Annotated in this window: 17 protein-coding genes; 11 read left to right on the plus strand and 6 right to left on the minus strand. The window is 66.2% G+C overall.

Going from position 1 to position 15,720, the window contains the following annotated elements; translation table 11 throughout:
• Nucleotides 1–278: 278 nt before the first annotated feature.
• Both fbaA and ACFTR6_RS19715 read left to right on the plus strand, forming a co-directional pair.
• On the plus strand, nt 279–1,298 hold the full coding sequence (gene fbaA, locus ACFTR6_RS19710; protein ID WP_377959176.1) for a class II fructose-bisphosphate aldolase: 1,020 nt from the start codon (nt 279–281) through the stop codon (nt 1,296–1,298).
• A 2-nt stretch (nt 1,299–1,300) separates the two neighbouring features.
• The gene (locus tag ACFTR6_RS19715; RefSeq protein ID WP_076798991.1) at nt 1,301–1,732 is read left to right on the plus strand and encodes a DUF3151 domain-containing protein; all 432 of its coding nucleotides are present in this window, start codon (nt 1,301–1,303) and stop codon (nt 1,730–1,732) included.
• Between the two features lie 79 nt (nt 1,733–1,811).
• On the opposite strand, the gene ACFTR6_RS19720 is transcribed toward ACFTR6_RS19715, so the two are convergent.
• The gene (locus ACFTR6_RS19720) at nt 1,812–2,441 is read right to left on the minus strand and encodes a uracil-DNA glycosylase (protein WP_076798990.1); all 630 of its coding nucleotides are present in this window, start codon (nt 2,439–2,441) and stop codon (nt 1,812–1,814) included.
• 508 nt (nt 2,442–2,949) lie between these two features.
• Between ACFTR6_RS19720 and ACFTR6_RS19725 the strand changes: the two genes are divergently transcribed.
• From ACFTR6_RS19725 to ACFTR6_RS19740, 4 genes are all read left to right on the plus strand, one after another.
• Nucleotides 2,950–4,239, plus strand: a complete 1,290-nt coding sequence (locus tag ACFTR6_RS19725) for an adenylosuccinate synthase (RefSeq protein ID WP_377959177.1) — start codon at nt 2,950–2,952, stop codon at nt 4,237–4,239.
• A gap of 271 nt (nt 4,240–4,510) precedes the next feature.
• The gene (locus ACFTR6_RS19730) at nt 4,511–5,041 is read left to right on the plus strand and encodes a hypothetical protein (RefSeq protein ID WP_377959178.1); all 531 of its coding nucleotides are present in this window, start codon (nt 4,511–4,513) and stop codon (nt 5,039–5,041) included.
• Between the two features lie 103 nt (nt 5,042–5,144).
• The gene (locus ACFTR6_RS19735) at nt 5,145–5,693 is read left to right on the plus strand and encodes an RNA polymerase sigma factor (RefSeq protein WP_377959179.1); all 549 of its coding nucleotides are present in this window, start codon (nt 5,145–5,147) and stop codon (nt 5,691–5,693) included.
• On the plus strand, nt 5,690–6,451 hold the full coding sequence (locus tag ACFTR6_RS19740) for a hypothetical protein (RefSeq protein ID WP_076798986.1): 762 nt from the start codon (nt 5,690–5,692) through the stop codon (nt 6,449–6,451). The genes ACFTR6_RS19735 and ACFTR6_RS19740 overlap by 4 nt, the downstream gene beginning before the upstream one ends.
• A 202-nt stretch (nt 6,452–6,653) precedes the next feature.
• On the opposite strand, the gene ACFTR6_RS19745 is transcribed toward ACFTR6_RS19740, so the two are convergent.
• Genes ACFTR6_RS19745 through acs form a run of 4 tightly spaced genes read right to left on the minus strand, consistent with a single transcriptional unit; the run spans nt 6,654 to nt 11,896 of the window.
• Nucleotides 6,654–7,148, minus strand: a complete 495-nt coding sequence (locus tag ACFTR6_RS19745; protein ID WP_076798985.1) for a CoA-binding protein — start codon at nt 7,146–7,148, stop codon at nt 6,654–6,656.
• Nucleotides 7,145–8,497 carry an O-acetylhomoserine aminocarboxypropyltransferase/cysteine synthase family protein gene (locus ACFTR6_RS19750; RefSeq protein ID WP_377959180.1) on the minus strand — a complete coding sequence of 451 codons (1,353 nt, stop codon included), beginning with the start codon at nt 8,495–8,497 and terminating at the stop codon, nt 7,145–7,147. Before ACFTR6_RS19750 ends, ACFTR6_RS19745 begins: the two co-directional genes overlap by 4 nt.
• A complete protein-coding gene (gene sfnG / locus ACFTR6_RS19755; RefSeq protein WP_377959181.1) occupies nt 8,497–9,687 on the minus strand; it encodes a dimethylsulfone monooxygenase SfnG in 1,191 nt (396 codons plus the stop codon). The genes ACFTR6_RS19750 and sfnG overlap by 1 nt, the downstream gene beginning before the upstream one ends.
• 10 nt (nt 9,688–9,697) lie before the next feature.
• Complete coding sequence (acs, locus tag ACFTR6_RS19760) at nt 9,698–11,896, minus strand: acetate--CoA ligase (protein WP_377959182.1); 2,199 nt, start codon at nt 11,894–11,896, stop codon at nt 9,698–9,700.
• A 283-nt stretch (nt 11,897–12,179) separates the two neighbouring features.
• Between acs and ACFTR6_RS19765 the strand changes: the two genes are divergently transcribed.
• The gene (locus ACFTR6_RS19765) at nt 12,180–12,605 is read left to right on the plus strand and encodes a CoA-binding protein (protein ID WP_377959183.1); all 426 of its coding nucleotides are present in this window, start codon (nt 12,180–12,182) and stop codon (nt 12,603–12,605) included.
• 38 nt (nt 12,606–12,643) lie between these two features.
• Here ACFTR6_RS19765 and ACFTR6_RS19770 read toward each other — a convergent pair whose 3' ends face one another.
• Nucleotides 12,644–13,672: an isopenicillin N synthase family dioxygenase gene (locus ACFTR6_RS19770; protein WP_377959184.1), complete on the minus strand. Its 1,029-nt coding sequence runs from the start codon at nt 13,670–13,672 to the stop codon at nt 12,644–12,646.
• Between the two features lie 45 nt (nt 13,673–13,717).
• Here ACFTR6_RS19770 and ACFTR6_RS19775 point away from each other — a divergent pair, with 45 nt between their 5' ends.
• Genes ACFTR6_RS19775 through ACFTR6_RS19790 form a run of 4 tightly spaced genes read left to right on the plus strand, consistent with a single transcriptional unit; the run spans nt 13,718 to nt 15,712 of the window.
• Nucleotides 13,718–14,170 carry an MmcQ/YjbR family DNA-binding protein gene (locus tag ACFTR6_RS19775; protein ID WP_377959185.1) on the plus strand — a complete coding sequence of 151 codons (453 nt, stop codon included), beginning with the start codon at nt 13,718–13,720 and terminating at the stop codon, nt 14,168–14,170.
• Complete coding sequence (locus ACFTR6_RS19780) at nt 14,163–14,711, plus strand: DUF1990 family protein (RefSeq protein WP_377959186.1); 549 nt, start codon at nt 14,163–14,165, stop codon at nt 14,709–14,711. Before ACFTR6_RS19775 ends, ACFTR6_RS19780 begins: the two co-directional genes overlap by 8 nt.
• 13 nt (nt 14,712–14,724) lie before the next feature.
• Entirely contained in the window at nt 14,725–15,348 is a 624-nt protein-coding gene (locus ACFTR6_RS19785; protein ID WP_076798978.1) for a hypothetical protein, read from the plus strand.
• Between the two features lie 46 nt (nt 15,349–15,394).
• A complete protein-coding gene (locus tag ACFTR6_RS19790) occupies nt 15,395–15,712 on the plus strand; it encodes a putative quinol monooxygenase (protein WP_087872260.1) in 318 nt (105 codons plus the stop codon).
• The last annotated feature ends 8 nt before the right edge of the window (nt 15,713–15,720 follow it).

A 15,720-nucleotide genomic window follows, 5' to 3' on the forward strand; every position in this document is an offset into this window, starting at 1 on the left:
TTGGACTCTAGACAAGCCCCACTCCACCCGGAGGTCTTCTTCATGTCACCGAACCACGCCGAGCGTCACTAACGTCCGTGGTCAATACATCTAGCTGGCTTCGCCGAGATGGCACTTCCTGCCACGCCGGTGCCCCGGATCGAAGTTGCGCCAAGTGTTACCCGGCCGGGTGAGCCGAGACACTGCCCCTGAACAGAAATGGCTAGGATGGTCCTAGCCGACGAGGTTCACTCCAGGGTCAACCCAACCCGCAGACGAAATTCGATTTAGGAGTCAGCATGCCCATTGCAACCCCAGAGATCTATGCCGAGATGATCGACCGTGCAAAGGCCGGCGGCTTCGCGTTTCCGGCGGTCAACGTCACGTCTTCCCAGACCCTGAACGCGGCTTTGCGTGGTTTCGCTGAGGCCGAGTCGGACGGGATTGTGCAGGTTTCCACCGGCGGTGCCGCGTACTGGTCGGGTGCGTCCACGAAGGACATGGTGGCCGGTTCGCTGGGCTTTGCCGCGTTCGCCCGTGAGGTGGCCAAGAACTACAACGTGAACATCGCCCTGCACACCGACCACTGCCCGAAGGACAAGCTGGACGGGTTCGTGCTGCCGCTGCTGGCTGCCTCCGAGGCCGAGGTCAAGGCCGGCCGCAACCCGCTGTTCAACTCTCACATGTGGGACGGCTCGGCCGAGACCCTGCAGGAGAACCTGCGCATCGCCCGTGAACTGCTGGACCGGACCGCCGCAGCCAAGATCATCCTCGAGGTGGAGATCGGCACCGTCGGCGGCGAGGAAGACGGCGTTGAGAACGAGATCAACGAGAAGCTCTACACCACGGTGGAAGACGCCCTGGCCACCGTCGACGCCCTGGGTGTGGGGGAGAACGGCCGGTACATCACGGCCCTGACCTTCGGCAACGTGCATGGTGTGTACAAGCCGGGCGGGGTGAAGCTGCGTCCGGAGATCCTGAAGGACATCCAGGCCCAGGTCGGCGCCAAGATCGGCAAGGAGAACCCGTTCGACCTGGTGTTCCACGGCGGCTCGGGTTCCTCGGACCAGGAGATCGCGGACGCCGTGTCCTACGGCACCATCAAGATGAACATCGACACCGACACCCAGTACGCGTACACCCGTCCGGTGGCGGACCACATGTTCCGCAACTACGACGGCGTCCTCAAGGTCGACGGCGAGGTGGGCAACAAGAAGACCTACGACCCCCGCGTCTGGGGCGCCTCCGCCGAAGCCGGCCTCGCCGCCCGCGTCGTCGAAGCCACCCAGCAGCTCGGCTCCGCAGGCAAGACCTTCTAATCATGTCCGACGAGTTCCGCAAGAACCTGCTGGGCCCCGAGCCCACGCTCCTGCCCGCCGAGACCGAGGTGTACCAGCACCTCGCGCTCGGCGCTGAGGCGCTGGACCTCGTGGAAAAGCACCCCACATCTTCGCTGCTGTGGGCCGTGCTGGCAGAGGAAGCGTGGTCGGAAGGCCGCACCATCGATTCCTACGCTTACGCGCGGGTGGGCTACCACCGCGGCCTGGACTCGCTCCGCCGCAACGGCTGGCGTGGCGTCGGGCCGATCCCGTGGGAGCACGAGCCCAACCGCGGCTTCCTGCGGGCGCTCTACTCGCTGGGGCGTGCTTCCGCCGCCATCAACGAGGCGGAGGAGCCGGAGCGGATCGAGAAGTTCCTCAACGACTCCGACCCCACGGCCAAGGCAGCCATCGAGGGCAAGCAGCACAACTGAGTTAAATACGACGGCGGGCGGTCACCTTCTCCTGGGAAGGTGGCCGCCCGCCGTCGGTTGAACCCGTTCGCGGCTTGGGTTATGCCTTGCGGATACCGGTGCGGGCCATGGCGTCGGCGTAGGCGACATGCATCTCGTCGAGGTACTGCTTCTGCCGCTCCGGCGTTCCGGCGAAGGAGCGGCCACTCAGCGAGCGGACCTTGTAGGTCTTCAGTCCCCGGCGCCACAGCAGCGGAACTTCGGTCTTGAGCAGGAGGCCGGCGAGGCGGTTGGCCTCGGTGCCGTGGGCCACGATGACCGAGGCGCGGGGCACCAGGGCCAGGACTTTCAGCAGCGGCTTAAGGCCGGCCTGGATCTGGTCGGGAGTGAACTTGCCGTTCGGCTCGCCCGGCGTGTGCCAGGGGTGGACGTTCCACGGCATGATGTACTCCGGCCGCAGGCCCAGCTTCCACTGGATGCCCAGCATGCGGGTGGCGGCGTCGTCGTCGCCCGGCATGATGAAGCCAGTGGGCGATGCCGTGCCGATGTTGGAGTAGAGGCTGATGATCCGGCATTCCTCGACGTCGTGCGCGGGATCGACGTACGGCACCTGGGTGCCCGGCTTGGCGAGCTGCAGGGCGTCGCACAGTTCGTTGACAGCGGCGACGTTGGGTTCATAACGGCGCGTCAGGAGCTGTTCGTGGAAGGATTCGGTAGCCAGGGCTGTCATGTGGTGCTGTGTCTCCTGCAGGTGGGTCGCGCTGCCGCGCCGCAGGACCGGCACGCCGCAGGCATGCCGAATGCGGCGTGATGTGAAATGAGGTGTGGACCGGTACCTGACCGGTCCTCCCCAGTTTAGCAAGGCGTCCGGACCGCCAGGCCCTCCGCTCACACGCCCCGCTGGCCGAGTCGCGGAGGGAAGGGCCGGCTGCGCGACAAATGAGGGCTAAATCACTTCAAAAGCCTTTTGGTGGCAAAGCGCTTGCCCTCGCCGTCGGGCAACTCCTCGGCCGGCCCTGTGGCGCTGCGTGTCCCGTGAGAGGGCCGCGACAAGGGAGAACGGGGCGGCATCGGCTAAACTTGGGTGGTAAGAGCCCCGGGGCCGTTGCGCCGCCGTTCCTGCGAAGGAACAGCGAAAGCCGGTCCACTCGGGGCATTCTCATGAACGGCGCCGACCTCCGGTTGAAGCACCTCGGTGATCCAGCCGGGCTAGGCCCGAACGAATGGGGGAGGATCCCATGCCAGCAATCGTGATCGTCGGAGCCCAGTGGGGCGACGAAGGAAAAGGTAAGGCCACCGACCTGCTTGGCGGCCGCGTCGACTACGTTGTGAAGCCGAACGGCGGCAACAACGCCGGGCACACCGTCGTCGTAGGCGGTGAGAAGTACGAGCTCAAGCTCCTTCCAGCCGGCATCCTCAGCCCCAACGCCGTCCCCATCATCGGCAACGGCTGCGTCGTCAACCTTGAGGCACTGTTCCAGGAGATCGACGGCCTCGAGGCCCGCGGTGCGGACACCTCGAAGCTGCGCGTTTCCGCCAACGCCCACCTCGTCGCCCCGTACCACCAGGTGCTGGACAAGGTCACTGAACGCTTCCTCGGCAGCCGCGCCATCGGAACCACCGGCCGCGGCATCGGCCCCACGTACATGGACAAGGTGGCCCGCCTGGGGATCCGCGTCCAGGACGTCTTCGACGAGTCGATCCTGCGCCAGAAGGTCGAAGGCTCACTGCGCCAGAAGAACGAGCTCCTGGTCAAGGTCTACAACCGCCGCAGCATCGAAGTGGATGAAGTGGTCAACTACTTCCTCTCCTTCGCCGAGCGGCTGCGCCCGCTGGTCATCGACAGCACCCTCGTGCTGAACGCCGCCCTGGACGAGGGCAAAGTGGTTCTCATGGAGGGCGGCCAGGCCACGTTCCTCGACGTCGACCACGGCACCTACCCGTTCGTGACCTCCTCCAACCCCACAGCGGGCGGGGCCTCGGTGGGTTCGGGCATCGGCCCCACCCGCATCTCGCGGTCCATCGGCATCATCAAGGCCTACACCACCCGCGTCGGCGCAGGCCCGTTCCCCACCGAGCTCTTCGACGAGATGGGCATGTACCTGCAGAAGACCGGCGGCGAATTCGGCGTCAACACCGGCCGCCCTCGCCGCTGCGGCTGGTACGACGCCGTCCTGGCCCGCCACGCCTCCCGCGTGAACGGCTTCACCGACTACTTCGTGACCAAGCTTGACGTCCTCACCGGCATCGAACAGATCCCCGTGTGTGTGGCCTACGACGTCGACGGCGTCCGGCATGACGAAATGCCCATGACCCAGACTGAGTTCCACCACGCGAAGCCGATCTTCGAGTACTTCGACGGCTGGACCGAGGACATCACCGGCGCCCGCACCCTGGCTGACCTGCCCGAGAACGCCCGCAACTACGTGCTGGCCCTCGAGAAGCTGTCCGGCACCCGCTTCTCCGCGATCGGCGTGGGACCGGACCGGGACCAGACGATCGTTGTCAACGATTTGATCCTTGACTAAAACTGACTGACGCCGGAGGCGCCAGCACCAACAACTCAAGCAAGCAGCGCCCGACGGCGGCTGGTCACCTTACGGTGGCCCGCCGCCGTCGCGCTTTATGCGGGAAAACATCCCGCGTTACGGGAGAAACCATCCCGTCAGAAAAAAGATTTCCGGGAGCGCGTAACCTCAGGGACCGCCGAGGCGATTACCTCTATGTAAGCGCCGGGCGGAGGTTGTCCCCCATCGGCCTCCGGCCCGGCCTTCAAATCAACCAAAGGACTTTTTTCTGATGAAGAGTGTTAGCAAGACCACCAAGATTGCTGTCGCAGCCGCCATCGTTGCTGTCGGAGGTTTCTCCAGCATCGGACTGGCGAACGCCGCCCAGGTGTCCAGCACGCAGCACGCAGAGGTGACCCCCGCTACGCCCGCCATTCCTGCCACCCCCGAGGTGCCGGAAGTTCCGACCGTCCCGGCCACGCCGGCTGTCCCTGCCGCTCCGGCTGCCAAGGCCAAGGCCGCCGGTGAGGCTGCAGACGCGGCCGACGCCGCCGTCGAAGCTGACGAGGACAACGCTGCCGCCAACGCCAACGTCTCCGCCGGGGACAAGGCCGCCGGCGCCGACGTGACCGCTGCAATCCCCGCTGTTCCCGGTGGCGCCGGCGTCCCGGCCGTCCCGGCCGTTCCCGCCGCCCCGGAGGTGCCCGCCGCACCGGCCGTGCCGGATGTGGCGGACCACGCGGCCCAGCCGGCCGATGCGTCCGTCACTGCAGGCGCTGACGTCAAGGTTGACGCTGGTGCCGACCTGCCCACCGGCAAGTAATTCACAGCACGCGAAACAGGGCGTTCCCCGAATAGGGGCGTGAGGTGTGCGGCGGCTAGGCTTACTACCGCCGCACACCTGCAGTAAAGGGAAGGACAGCTCCTTGGCAGCTCAGCTGACCGATGACGAATTGTCAGCAGCCCTTTCTGGCGACCCCTCCGGCTTCAGCGCTGTCTACAGCACCATTTCCCCCGCCGTCCTGGGCTATTTCCGGGCGCGCGGCGTGGATGACGCCGAAGCCCTGACGCAGGACGTCTTCGTTGACATTCTGCCCAAGCTCAGCAGTGTCCGGGGCGGCCACTCCGGGCTGCGGACCTTCATATTCTCGGTGGCGCACGCGCGGCTTGTGGACGACCGCCGCCGGTCCGCGAGGATGCCGCAGCTCACCGAGTTCGACCCGCTCCTGGACGAGCGGCGGTCGAACTCGGCCGAGGACGAGGTGCTCGGCTCGCTCGGCGGAATCGCTTCTTCACTTGCCATGCTCAACGACGACCAGCGGGAAGTTCTGGTTCTGCGGATAGTCGCGGACCTTTCGGTCGAACAGGTGGCCGGCATCATGAACAAGACCCCCGGGGCCATCAAACAGCTCCAGCGCCGCGGGCTCATCGCCCTGCGAGAACTCGTCAAGGAAAAGGACCACGCAGCATCATGAGTGTCATGCCGGCAGGCCGCGAAGAAGGAGAGATCCAGGCGATCCTCCTGGATTCCGGGCTCGAAGACGACGCCGATCTCCGCAGGTCCCTCGAAGAACTGCGCGGACTTGGCCAGGACCCCGCACCCCAGCCGCGTGCCGATCTGGCCGCGCTGCTCGCCCACGGTGCCTCCGCTGCGGGCGCACCCACTGCGGATGCACCCACCCAGGCGATGCGCCGGGCCTCGACTCCCGACGTCGCCAGCCTCGAGCAGCACCGCCGCAACCGGCAGCGCCGGATGGGCATGGTGGTGGGCGCGGCTGTAGTCGGTGCCATGGGACTTGGCGCCGGCGCCGTCGCAGCCTCCAGCGAGGATTTCCGCAACAGCGTAGGCCATACCGTGGTCCGGATCTTCCAGCCGGCCAGCGAGACAACAGCACCGGCACCAACGCCCACGTCGCCCGCCGACCTTCCGGCGGTCCCGGCTCCCACGGTTGCTGCGCCCAAGCCCTCAGCTACCGGAACTGCTGCTTCGCCGTCGGAACCGGTAGCCCCGGCCCAATCAGGTTCGTCCGCTTCACATGGTTCGCCCAACGCATCGGCCGGTTCAGCAGCTTCCCACGGAGCGGCAAAGAGCGAATCGCCGACGCCGGCCCGTCCAAGCCAGCTGCCCACCATCCCCGAAACAGGATTGGTGCCCAAGCTTCCGGCCAAGCCGCTGCCGGCAGTGCCCACGCTGCCGACCGTCCCGGCGAAGCCCGTGCCAGGCACGCCGTAGGTTTCCCGGCTTGTCCTGAGGGATCCGCCCTGGTGGACCGGCGCCGGGGAAGGCCGCAAAAAGTTTTTAGAAAGTTTTGGAATCCGCGTAACCCCTGAGGGTTCCCTGTCGATTACCAAAGTGAGAGTGCCGGGCTGGAAGTTGTCCCCCATCAAAATCCAGCCCGGCATTTTTCATTCTTTCGGTCTTGCCGGCCCTGTTGCTAGGCCAGAACCTGCCGCTTCGAGGAGATCACTCCCGTGTCGAAGCCGGCAAGGTGGAGCCCGCCGTGGAACCGGGCGTGCTCGATCTTGACGCAGCGGTCCATCACCACGTTCAGTCCCGCCGTTTCGGCATCCTTTGCCACGCCCTCGTGCCACGAGCCGAGCTGCAGCCACAGCGTCTTGGCGCCTGCGGCGACAGCTTCGTCCAGTACGCCCGGCAGGTCATCGTGCTTGCGGAACACGTCCACGATGTCCGGGCTCTCCGGCAGGTCCGCCAGCGAGGCGTACGTCGGCTGGCCGAGGATCTCCTTGACCACCGGGTTCACGAAGTACACCTTGTACCGGGTCGAGGACTGCAGGTAGGTGGCTACGAAGTAGCTCGCACGTGACGGCTTGTCCGAAGCGCCCACGATGGCAATCGACTTCGCTTCACGCAGCAGGCCCAGGCGCTCCGGCGCAGACGGGCCAGTCCAGGTTCGCTCAGTGGTGCTCATGCCTGTGCTCCAATCGTGCAGCTGTCAGCAGGTTCTTCGAGGACGGCGGCGGTATCCGCGGCGGCGTTCTGTGCCTCAGTGAGCGCCTGGTCCAGGTCCCACAGGATGTCCTCCAGGTCTTCCAGGCCTACCGAGATGCGGACGAGGTCCTCCGGTACGCCGGCGGACACGAGCTGTTCGTCGCTGAGCTGCTGGTGTGTGGTGGACCCCGGATGGATGACCAGGGTGCGGGCGTCGCCCACGTTGGCCAGGTGCGAGGCCAGCTGCAGGGACTCGATGAACTTCTGTCCGGCGGCCCGTCCGCCCTTCACGCCGAAGGAGAACACGGAGCCCGGCCCCAAGGGGAGGTACTTCCGCGCCCGTTCGAAGTGCGGGTGCGACGGCAGGCCGGAGTAGTTCACGTAGGCCACGCGCGGATCGGCTTCGAGCCATTCGGCCACGGCCTGCGCGTTTTTCAGGTGCTCGTCCAGGCGCTGGGGGAGGGTTTCCACTCCCTGCAGCAGCTGGAATGCGGCCAGCGGCGTCAGGGCAGGTCCGATGTCGCGCAGCTGCTCGCAGCGCAGCTTGGTGAGGAACCCGTATTCGCCGAAGTTGCCCCACCAGGAGACGTTGCCGTAGGAGGCCACCGGCTCGGTCATGGTGGGGAACTTGCCGTTGCCCCAGTTGAAGCGGCCGCTCTCGACGATGATGCCACCGAGGGTGGTGCCGTGGCCGCCGATGAACTTCGTGGCGGAGTGGATCACGATGTCCGCCCCGTGTTCGATCGGCCGCACGAGGTAGGGCGTGCTCAAGGTGGCGTCGACCACAAGGGGGATGCCGGCGTCGTGCGCCACCTTGGCCAGGGCCGCAAGGTCCTGGACCTCCGATGACGGGTTGGCCACCACCTCGACGAAGATCGCCTTGGTGTTCTCCCGGACGGCCGCAGCGTAGTCCGCGGGGTCGGTGCCGGGCACGAACGTGGTGTCCACGCCGAAGCGGCGCAGGGTCACGTCGAGCTGGGTGACGGTGCCGCCGTAGAGCTGGGACGCCGCGACGATGTGGTCGCCGGACTGGGTGAGGGCGGCGAAGGTGATGAACTCGGCGGCCATGCCCGACGACGTCGCCACCGCCCCGATGCCGCCCTCCAGCGAGGCAATGCGCTCCTCGAACGCGGCCACGGTGGGGTTGCCGATGCGGGAGTAGATGTTGCCGTACTTCTGCAGGGCGAACAGGTTGGCGGCGTCCTGGGTGTCCTTGAAAACGAACGACGTCGACTGGTAGATGGGCACCGCCCGGGCGCCGTGCTCGGCGTCGGGCGTGCCGCCGGCGTGCAGTGCGCGGGTGCGGAACCCGAATTTGCGGTCAGCCATTAGACAGCCACCGCCTCGGCAACAGGAGTGCTCGAAAGGTCGAGTTCCGTGCCGTTCCTGCGGGCCAGGTCCGCCTCGAGCTCGCGGACGATCGGCAGGACATCCCGGCCGAACGCGGCGATTTCCTCCTGGAAGTGCAGGTAGCCGGTCAGGAAGAGGTTCACGCCGATCTTCTTGTACTCCACGATCCGTTCGGCGATCTGCTCCGGGGTGCCGATCAGCTGGGTCTTAAAGCCGTCGTTGTACTGGACCAGGTCCTCGAACGTGGAGTCCGCCCACATCCCCTTGCCGTCCTTGGTGGACGGGCCGGCTTCCTGCACGGCGTCGCGGAAGCCCTGGACGGCCGGCTTGTGCGCCTTCTCCACGATCTCGCGCAGCGTCTCGCGCGCCTCCTTCTCCGAGCCGCGGGCAATGACGAAGCCGTTGAGGCCAAACCTTGGGGCGGCGAGCCGGCCTTCGGTGCCGCGCTTGGTTTCGCCGGAGGCGGCAACAACACCGGCGATGTTCTCCTTGAAGCCTTCCAGGTCCTTGCCGTTGGAGAAGTACCAGTCGGCGACGCGGCCCGCGGTGGCCTGGGCCGCCGTCGAGTTTCCGCCGAAGAAGATCTCCGGGTGCGCGCGGCCCGGAACGGCCACGGGGGCGGGGTTCAGGGTGAAGTCGGTGATGTTGTAGTACTTGCCGGCCTGGCTGTATTCCTTCTCGGTCCACAGGCCTCGGAGCACCCTGATGAATTCCTCGGTGCGGACGTAGCGCTCGTCGTGTTCCAGCCATTCGAGGCCGAAGTTGGTGAACTCGTTCTTGAGCCAGCCGGAGACGATGTTCACGGCGGCGCGGCCGTTGGAGATGTGGTCGGCGGTGATGACGAACTTGGCAAGCACGCCGGGGTGCCACATGCCCGGGTGGACGGCGGCGATTACCTTGAGGCGTTCGGTCGCGGCGAGCAGGGCGAGGCTGAAGGACGTGGCCTCGTGCTGCTTGTCGGCGCCGTAGGACGCGGCGTAGCGGGTCTGGGTCAGGGCATATTCGAAGCCGGACTCCTCGGCGATGCGCGCCAGTTTTTTGTTGTAGTCGAAGTCCCAGCTGGTGCGCTGCTCGATGGTGGAGACCACCAGGCCGCCCGATACATTCGGGACCCAGTAGGCGAACTTCAGCGGTTCGGAAAGACGGGCCACATTGCTGATGTCGTTCATGTTCGTTCCTTTACTTCTGGCCGGTGTTGGGGAATCCGGTGTTGGGGTTTCCTAGGATGGCGGCAGCGCGGCGGCGCAGCGCATCCTGGATGCCGGCGATGGCCGGTTCGTTCTGGAGTGAGGTGGTGTCGCCCAGTGCCGTTCCCTCAAACAGCTGGGTCAGCAGGCGGCGCATGATCTTGCCGCTGCGGGTCTTGGGCACATCTGGGACAACGACGACGTCGCGCGGCTTGGCGATCGGGCCGATCTCCTTCGCGACGTGGTTGCGGAGCTCGTCGGACACTTCCGTGGAGGCCCCGCCCTTGAGGACAACAAAAGCGACGACGGCGTGCCCGGTCTTGGTGTCGGCCACCGGACAGACCCCGGCCTCCACCACGTCCGGGTGCGTAACCAGGGCGGACTCGATCTCGATGGTGGAGAGCAGATGGCCTGAGACGTTGAGCGTGTCGTCCACCCGCCCCAGGATCCAGATGTCCCCGTCGTCGTCGTACTTGGCGCCGTCGCCGGCCAGGAACCAGCCCTGTCCGGCGTACTGGCTCCAGTAGGAGTCGAAGTAGCGGCGCGGGTTGCCCCATACAGTGCGGGCGATGGCCGGCCCCGGCTGGTCCACGACGATGAAGCCCTGAACGCCCGATGCTGTGCGGTTGCCGGCCTCGTCCACCACACGGGTGCTAACACCAGGAAGGGGGCGGGCCGCGCAGCCGGGCTTGAACTCGGTGTCGGTGGGCGCGGGGGACATGATCGTGGCCCCGGTTTCGGACTGCCACCAGGTATCCACCATCGGGGCGGTGCCTGCGCCGAGGTTGTCGCGGAGCCACCGCCACGCCTCCGGGTTGACGGCCTCTCCCACGGTGCCCAGCAGACGGATGGAGGAGAAGTCATAGGTTTCCGGCACGCCGTCCGGGAACCAGCCCATGAGCGAGCGGACCAGGGTAGGGGCCGTGTAGTACTGCGTGACGCCGTAGCGTTCAATGATCTCGAAGTGCCGGCCCGGGTGCGGGGTATTGGGGGTGCCCTCGAAGATCACCTGCGTGACGCCGTTGGAGAGCGGGCCGTAGATCTCGTAAGTGTGCGCCGTGACCCAGGCGAGGTCGGCGGTGCACCAGTGCACATCCTGGTCCCGCAGTGCCGGGTCCGGGTTGCTGAACAGGTGCTCGAAGCTCCACGACGCCTGGGTCAGGTAACCGCCCGAGGTGTGTACGAGCCCTTTGGGCTTTCCCGTGGTGCCGGACGTGTACATGATGAACAGGGGGGTCTCGGCGTCGAACGCCTCCGGTTCGTGGACATCGGAGGCAGGTTCGACGACGTCGTGCCACCAGACGTCGCGGCCGGCGGTCATGGGGACGGTGGAGAGAGCTTCGGGGGCGGTGGTGCGGTTGATGACCAGGACGCGCTCGATCGCGTTGTCCCCGGCGACGGCGGCATCGGCGTTGTCCTTGACCGGTACGGCCACGCCGCGGCGGAACTGGCCGTCAGTGGTCACCAGCAGCTTCGCCCCCGTGTCCTCGACCCGGAACCGCAGGGCCTCGGCGGAGAACCCGCCGAACACTAGGGAGTGGACGGCGCCGATCCGTGCCACAGCAAGGGTAATGATGACCGTTTCCGGGATCACGGGCAGGTAGATGACCACGCGGTCACCCTTGGTGATACCGAGTGCCAGCAGTGCGTTGGCCGCCTTGGAAACCTCACGCTGCAGTTCGGCGTAGGTGATGGTGCGGCGGTCGCCCGGTTCACCCTCGAAGAAGAGGGCCACCTTGTTCCCGCGTCCGGCTTCGACGTGCCGGTCCACGCAGTTGTATGCGACGTTCAGTTTGCCGCCGTCGAACCACTTGATCTCGGGTCCGCGGCCGGTTCCGACGTCGGCGGGCACCCAGCTGTGCGCCGTATGCCACGGCCTGTGGCTGCCGGACTTTTCAGCACCGGGCAGCTCGGCCCAGTCCAGCCGGAGGGCCTGTTCTTCCCAAAAGGCGACGTTGCCGGGGTCGATGCTGGAGGTGGTACCGCTGTGACGCGCCGGCCCGTCGGTGGGGACGCCGTGCACTGCGCCGTCCGTTGGCTCGGTCGAGGACCATCCCGAAGAGCCGGAAGAGGAGCCGGGCGCGTCACGCAGCCCTGCTTCGACCGCCGTCGCGTCCGAAGTGGTATGTGGGGTTGCCTCAGAAGGAATCCGGGCAAGGGTGGGCAGGGCAAAAGTATTCTCTGGGGTCATTGCAGCACTCCATCGGTCCTGGCAGTAGCACCCCCAGCTCCGCCGGGGCGGAAGAACAGCGCCGTGGGAATGGTCGTCTCACGTCACCGGGGGTTGCTGCGGCTTCATCGATCCAGGTCTCTCGGCCGCTCGGGATGGTCGTTATCTACTCAAGCCCAGATGCACGATTTCACAAAATCGGCCCTTTTTGAACGGTAATATTCGTTCATCACGCCCGATCGACCGACGTGGCCTTCAGATATTCGGGAATCCTCCGGAAATGGCGCAAGAGTAGAGTTGATACATGGCTCACGAAAACGATCAGGCGGTAATTGACCGGCTCATGCGAACGAAGGGTACCTGGGCGATAGTCGGCCTCACCCGGAACGAGTGGCGCTCCGCGTACGACGTTTCGCTGTTTATCCGCGACCGCATGGGCATGGAGATCATCCCGGTCAACCTGCCGGGTGACGACGTGCACGGGGAGAAGGGGTACCGCAGCCTCGCGGAGATTCCGGCGGAAAAGCACCCGATCGACGTCGTGGACTGCTTCGTCAATTCACAGAAGGTAGGGGCGGTCATCGACCAGGCCATCGCCGTCGGCGCCAAGGCCGTGTGGCTGCAGCTGGGCGTGTTCGACGACGCCGCGGTGGAAAGGGCCAAGGCCGCAGGGCTCGAAGTTGTTGTGAATTCCTGCCCCGCCCGCGAAGGGTGGCGCGTGGGCATCTAGCCCTGACAGGTCCCGTGCACAGGCGCCGGCCGCAACATTTAGCGCTTCAGCAGTCCCGGATAGTGGCGCTCCGTGACATCCGGATGGGCACGCATCCGGCCTTTGAGCATGTTCAGGCCGAATGAGGCGAGCATCGGATTGGACGGGTCGTCGGAGATGCCGCGGGCCTGGGCTTTGAGGTCCTCAGGCAGGGGCACCGGCTCTATCACGGCATCGAGGCGCGGGGACCAGAAGAATGGAACGGAGTATCGGTCAACCCCGGGCGGCGGGGCCTGTACGCGGTGGATGGTGGCCGCGAGATAACCCTCGGTGGCAACTTCCAGCATCTCGCCAAGGTTCACCACCAGCGCATCGGAAATGGGCTCCACCGGGACCCATTCGGTAGTTCCCGGCGGCAGCACTTCAAGACCGCCCACGTCATCCTGAAGCAGGAGGGTAACGAAACCGTAGTCCGCGTGCGACCCGACGCCCTGGTCACCGGCCGCTTCCACCACGCCGCCGACGTAATGGACCAGTTTGCCCATCCAGGCCGGCGCGTCCCCGAAGGGCTCGTCGAAGTAGTCCTCGGGCAGCCGGAGGGACACTGCGATGGCCCGCATGAGTTCCGCTCCCACCCCGGACATGAGTTCAGCCCAGGCCATTGCCGTGCGCTCCAGCTCCGGCATCGCCTCGTCCGGCCACAGGTTGGGCCCCTGAAGGAGCCAATAGGGCTGGTCCGCCGGATAGTCCGTCACCGGCTCACGGTCGGGTGAGTAGTCGATTTGCTCGCGCGCATCCGCCCTTCCCTGGGTGACCTCCGTGCCCATCCTGGTGTAGCCGCGGAAATGCGGAGACAGGCGGTTGTCGAGCTTCATACGTTCTTCGAGGGGAAGGTCGAAAAAACGCCTGATCGTTGCCAGCAGCTCCTTCGCCTGGCCGGGGGCACCTCCGTAGCCGATGACCTGGAAGAAGCCCACCCGGTGCGTGGCATCGCGGAGCTGCTCTATGAATTCAGGGCTGAACGACCCGTCGGCCCGGCGTGCGGAGCCGAGATCCAGCACAGGTATGGTCTCCTGGGCAGCTGCCATGATCGCAGACTAGCACTGCCCGGGAAGGCTTTGTAGGCTCGCTGCATGGACCCAGCCGGACTGAGAGAAATCTGCCTGTCGTTTCCGGGGGCCTTCGAGGACTTCCCGTTTGGCCCTGAAACATCGGTGTTCAAGGTGAGGGCGGCGGTGTCCGGCGGGGCGCGTCAGGAGGCCAAGATGTTCGCGTTGTCCGCCATGGATCCGGATGACTGGTCGGTCAGCCTCAAATGCGAGCCAGCCCTGGCCGAACAGCTGCGGGCCGTTCATCCGGAAATCACCGGCGCATGGCACATGAACAAGACCCACTGGAACGGGGTCCGCCTGGACGGAGCCCTGCCGGACGACATGGTCCGGGACATGGTGGAGGACTCCTACGACCTCGTAGTCGCTTCGCTGAACCGCAAGCAGCAGGAGCAGCTCGGCTGGGCACGGCTTGCCGGGGTGCGGGGCCGGAGCCAGGACAGTACGGGTGCAGCACGGAGCCGGTCAGATGACTGAGCGCCGGCTGGCCCGCGGCGAGCTGAACTACCCGGACATCGGCGCCACCGAACATGGCGGGTCTCCGGCCGGGTACCGCAAGGTGGCATCCAGGACCTATCTCGGCGAAGGGGCCGCCGCCTACCACCGGGTGGCCGAGGGAATCCTGGCCTGGGAGCTGCAGCGGCGGTCCGGCCTGCGCGTCCGGACCGAGTCCGGCGTCGTTGTTCCCGGCGCACGCGTGGTGAGCGGTTTCGGCGTCGGGCCCTTCCGCCTCAACGCACCCTGTGAGGTGATCTGGGTGCACCGGCCCGCCCCCGGTGGCGGCCCACAGTCGGCCGGCTTCGGTTACGGCAGCCTCCCTGGCCATCCCGTGCGGGGGGAGGAGTCATTCGTGGCCGAGATCGACGCCCAGGGCCGGGTGTTCGTCAGCATCACCGCGTTCAGCAGGCCGTCCAACTGGTTTTACGCTGCGGGCGGCGCGCTGGCCCGCCGGGCGCAGCGCCTCATGACTTCCCGATACATTGAAGGTGCACGCCAACTCGCCGCCGGTGAAAGCTGATCAGGAGAGATACATGCTGGACCAAAAGACCCTTGACCTGCTGTGGAACTTCGAGGATCCCAAACTGTCCGAGCAGCGCTTCCGGGAAGCCCTGGCCGACCCGCGGTACGACGCCGACGAGCGCGCCGAGCTCGCCACCCAGTTGGGCCGCGCCATCGGACTCCAGGGGCGCTACGAAGAGGCTGACGCCCTCCTCGACGCCATCGACGGGGACGAACCGACCGTCGGTGTCCGCGTCCTGCTGGAGCGCGGGCGCATTTTGAACTCGAGCGGCCACGCGGCCATGGCGGTGCCGCTGTTCGAGCAGGCGGCTGAGCTCGGCGACCATCTGGGTGAGGAGTACCTGACCGTCGACGCGCTCCACATGCTGGCCATCGCCGACACCGCCCACACGGAACCCTGGACCCGGAGCGCCCTGGAGTACGCCTCCACCGTGCACGATGAGCGCACCAAACGCTGGATGGTGGCGCTGCACAACAACCTGGGCTGGACCCTGCATGCTGCGGGCCGGCTCACCGAGGCGCTGGTGGAATTCCAGCTGGCCGAGCAGTGGGCAGAGCGGGTCGGAACCCCGGCCCAGCAGAAGTACGCGCGCGAGGCCATCGAAGAGTGCGAGCAGGCGCTCGCCGCCCATTAACCCGCCAACACAACTGACCCATCAACCCAACGAAAGGCATAGCCCCGTGATCTTCATCGTCGTCAAATTCAAGGTCAAGCCCGACTGGTCCGAGAAATGGCTCGGCCTCGTTGCCGACTTCACCGAGGCAACCCGCCAGGAGCCCGGCAACCTGTGGTTCGACTGGTCACGCAGCGTGGATGATCCCAACGAATTCGTCCTCGTCGAAGCCTTCAAGGACGACGCCGCGGGCGACCACGTCAACAGCGCCCACTTCAAGAAGGCCATGGCGGACATGCCGCAGGCCCTCGCCGAAACCCCGCGCATTATCAGCCGCCAGCTCGACGGCGAAGGCTGGGACACGATGGGCGAGCTCACCATCTGAGTCCCGTC

The organism is Arthrobacter sp. NPDC057009 (assembly GCF_042673905.1).
In the GTDB taxonomy this organism is placed as follows: Bacteria; Actinomycetota; Actinomycetes; order Actinomycetales; family Micrococcaceae; genus Arthrobacter.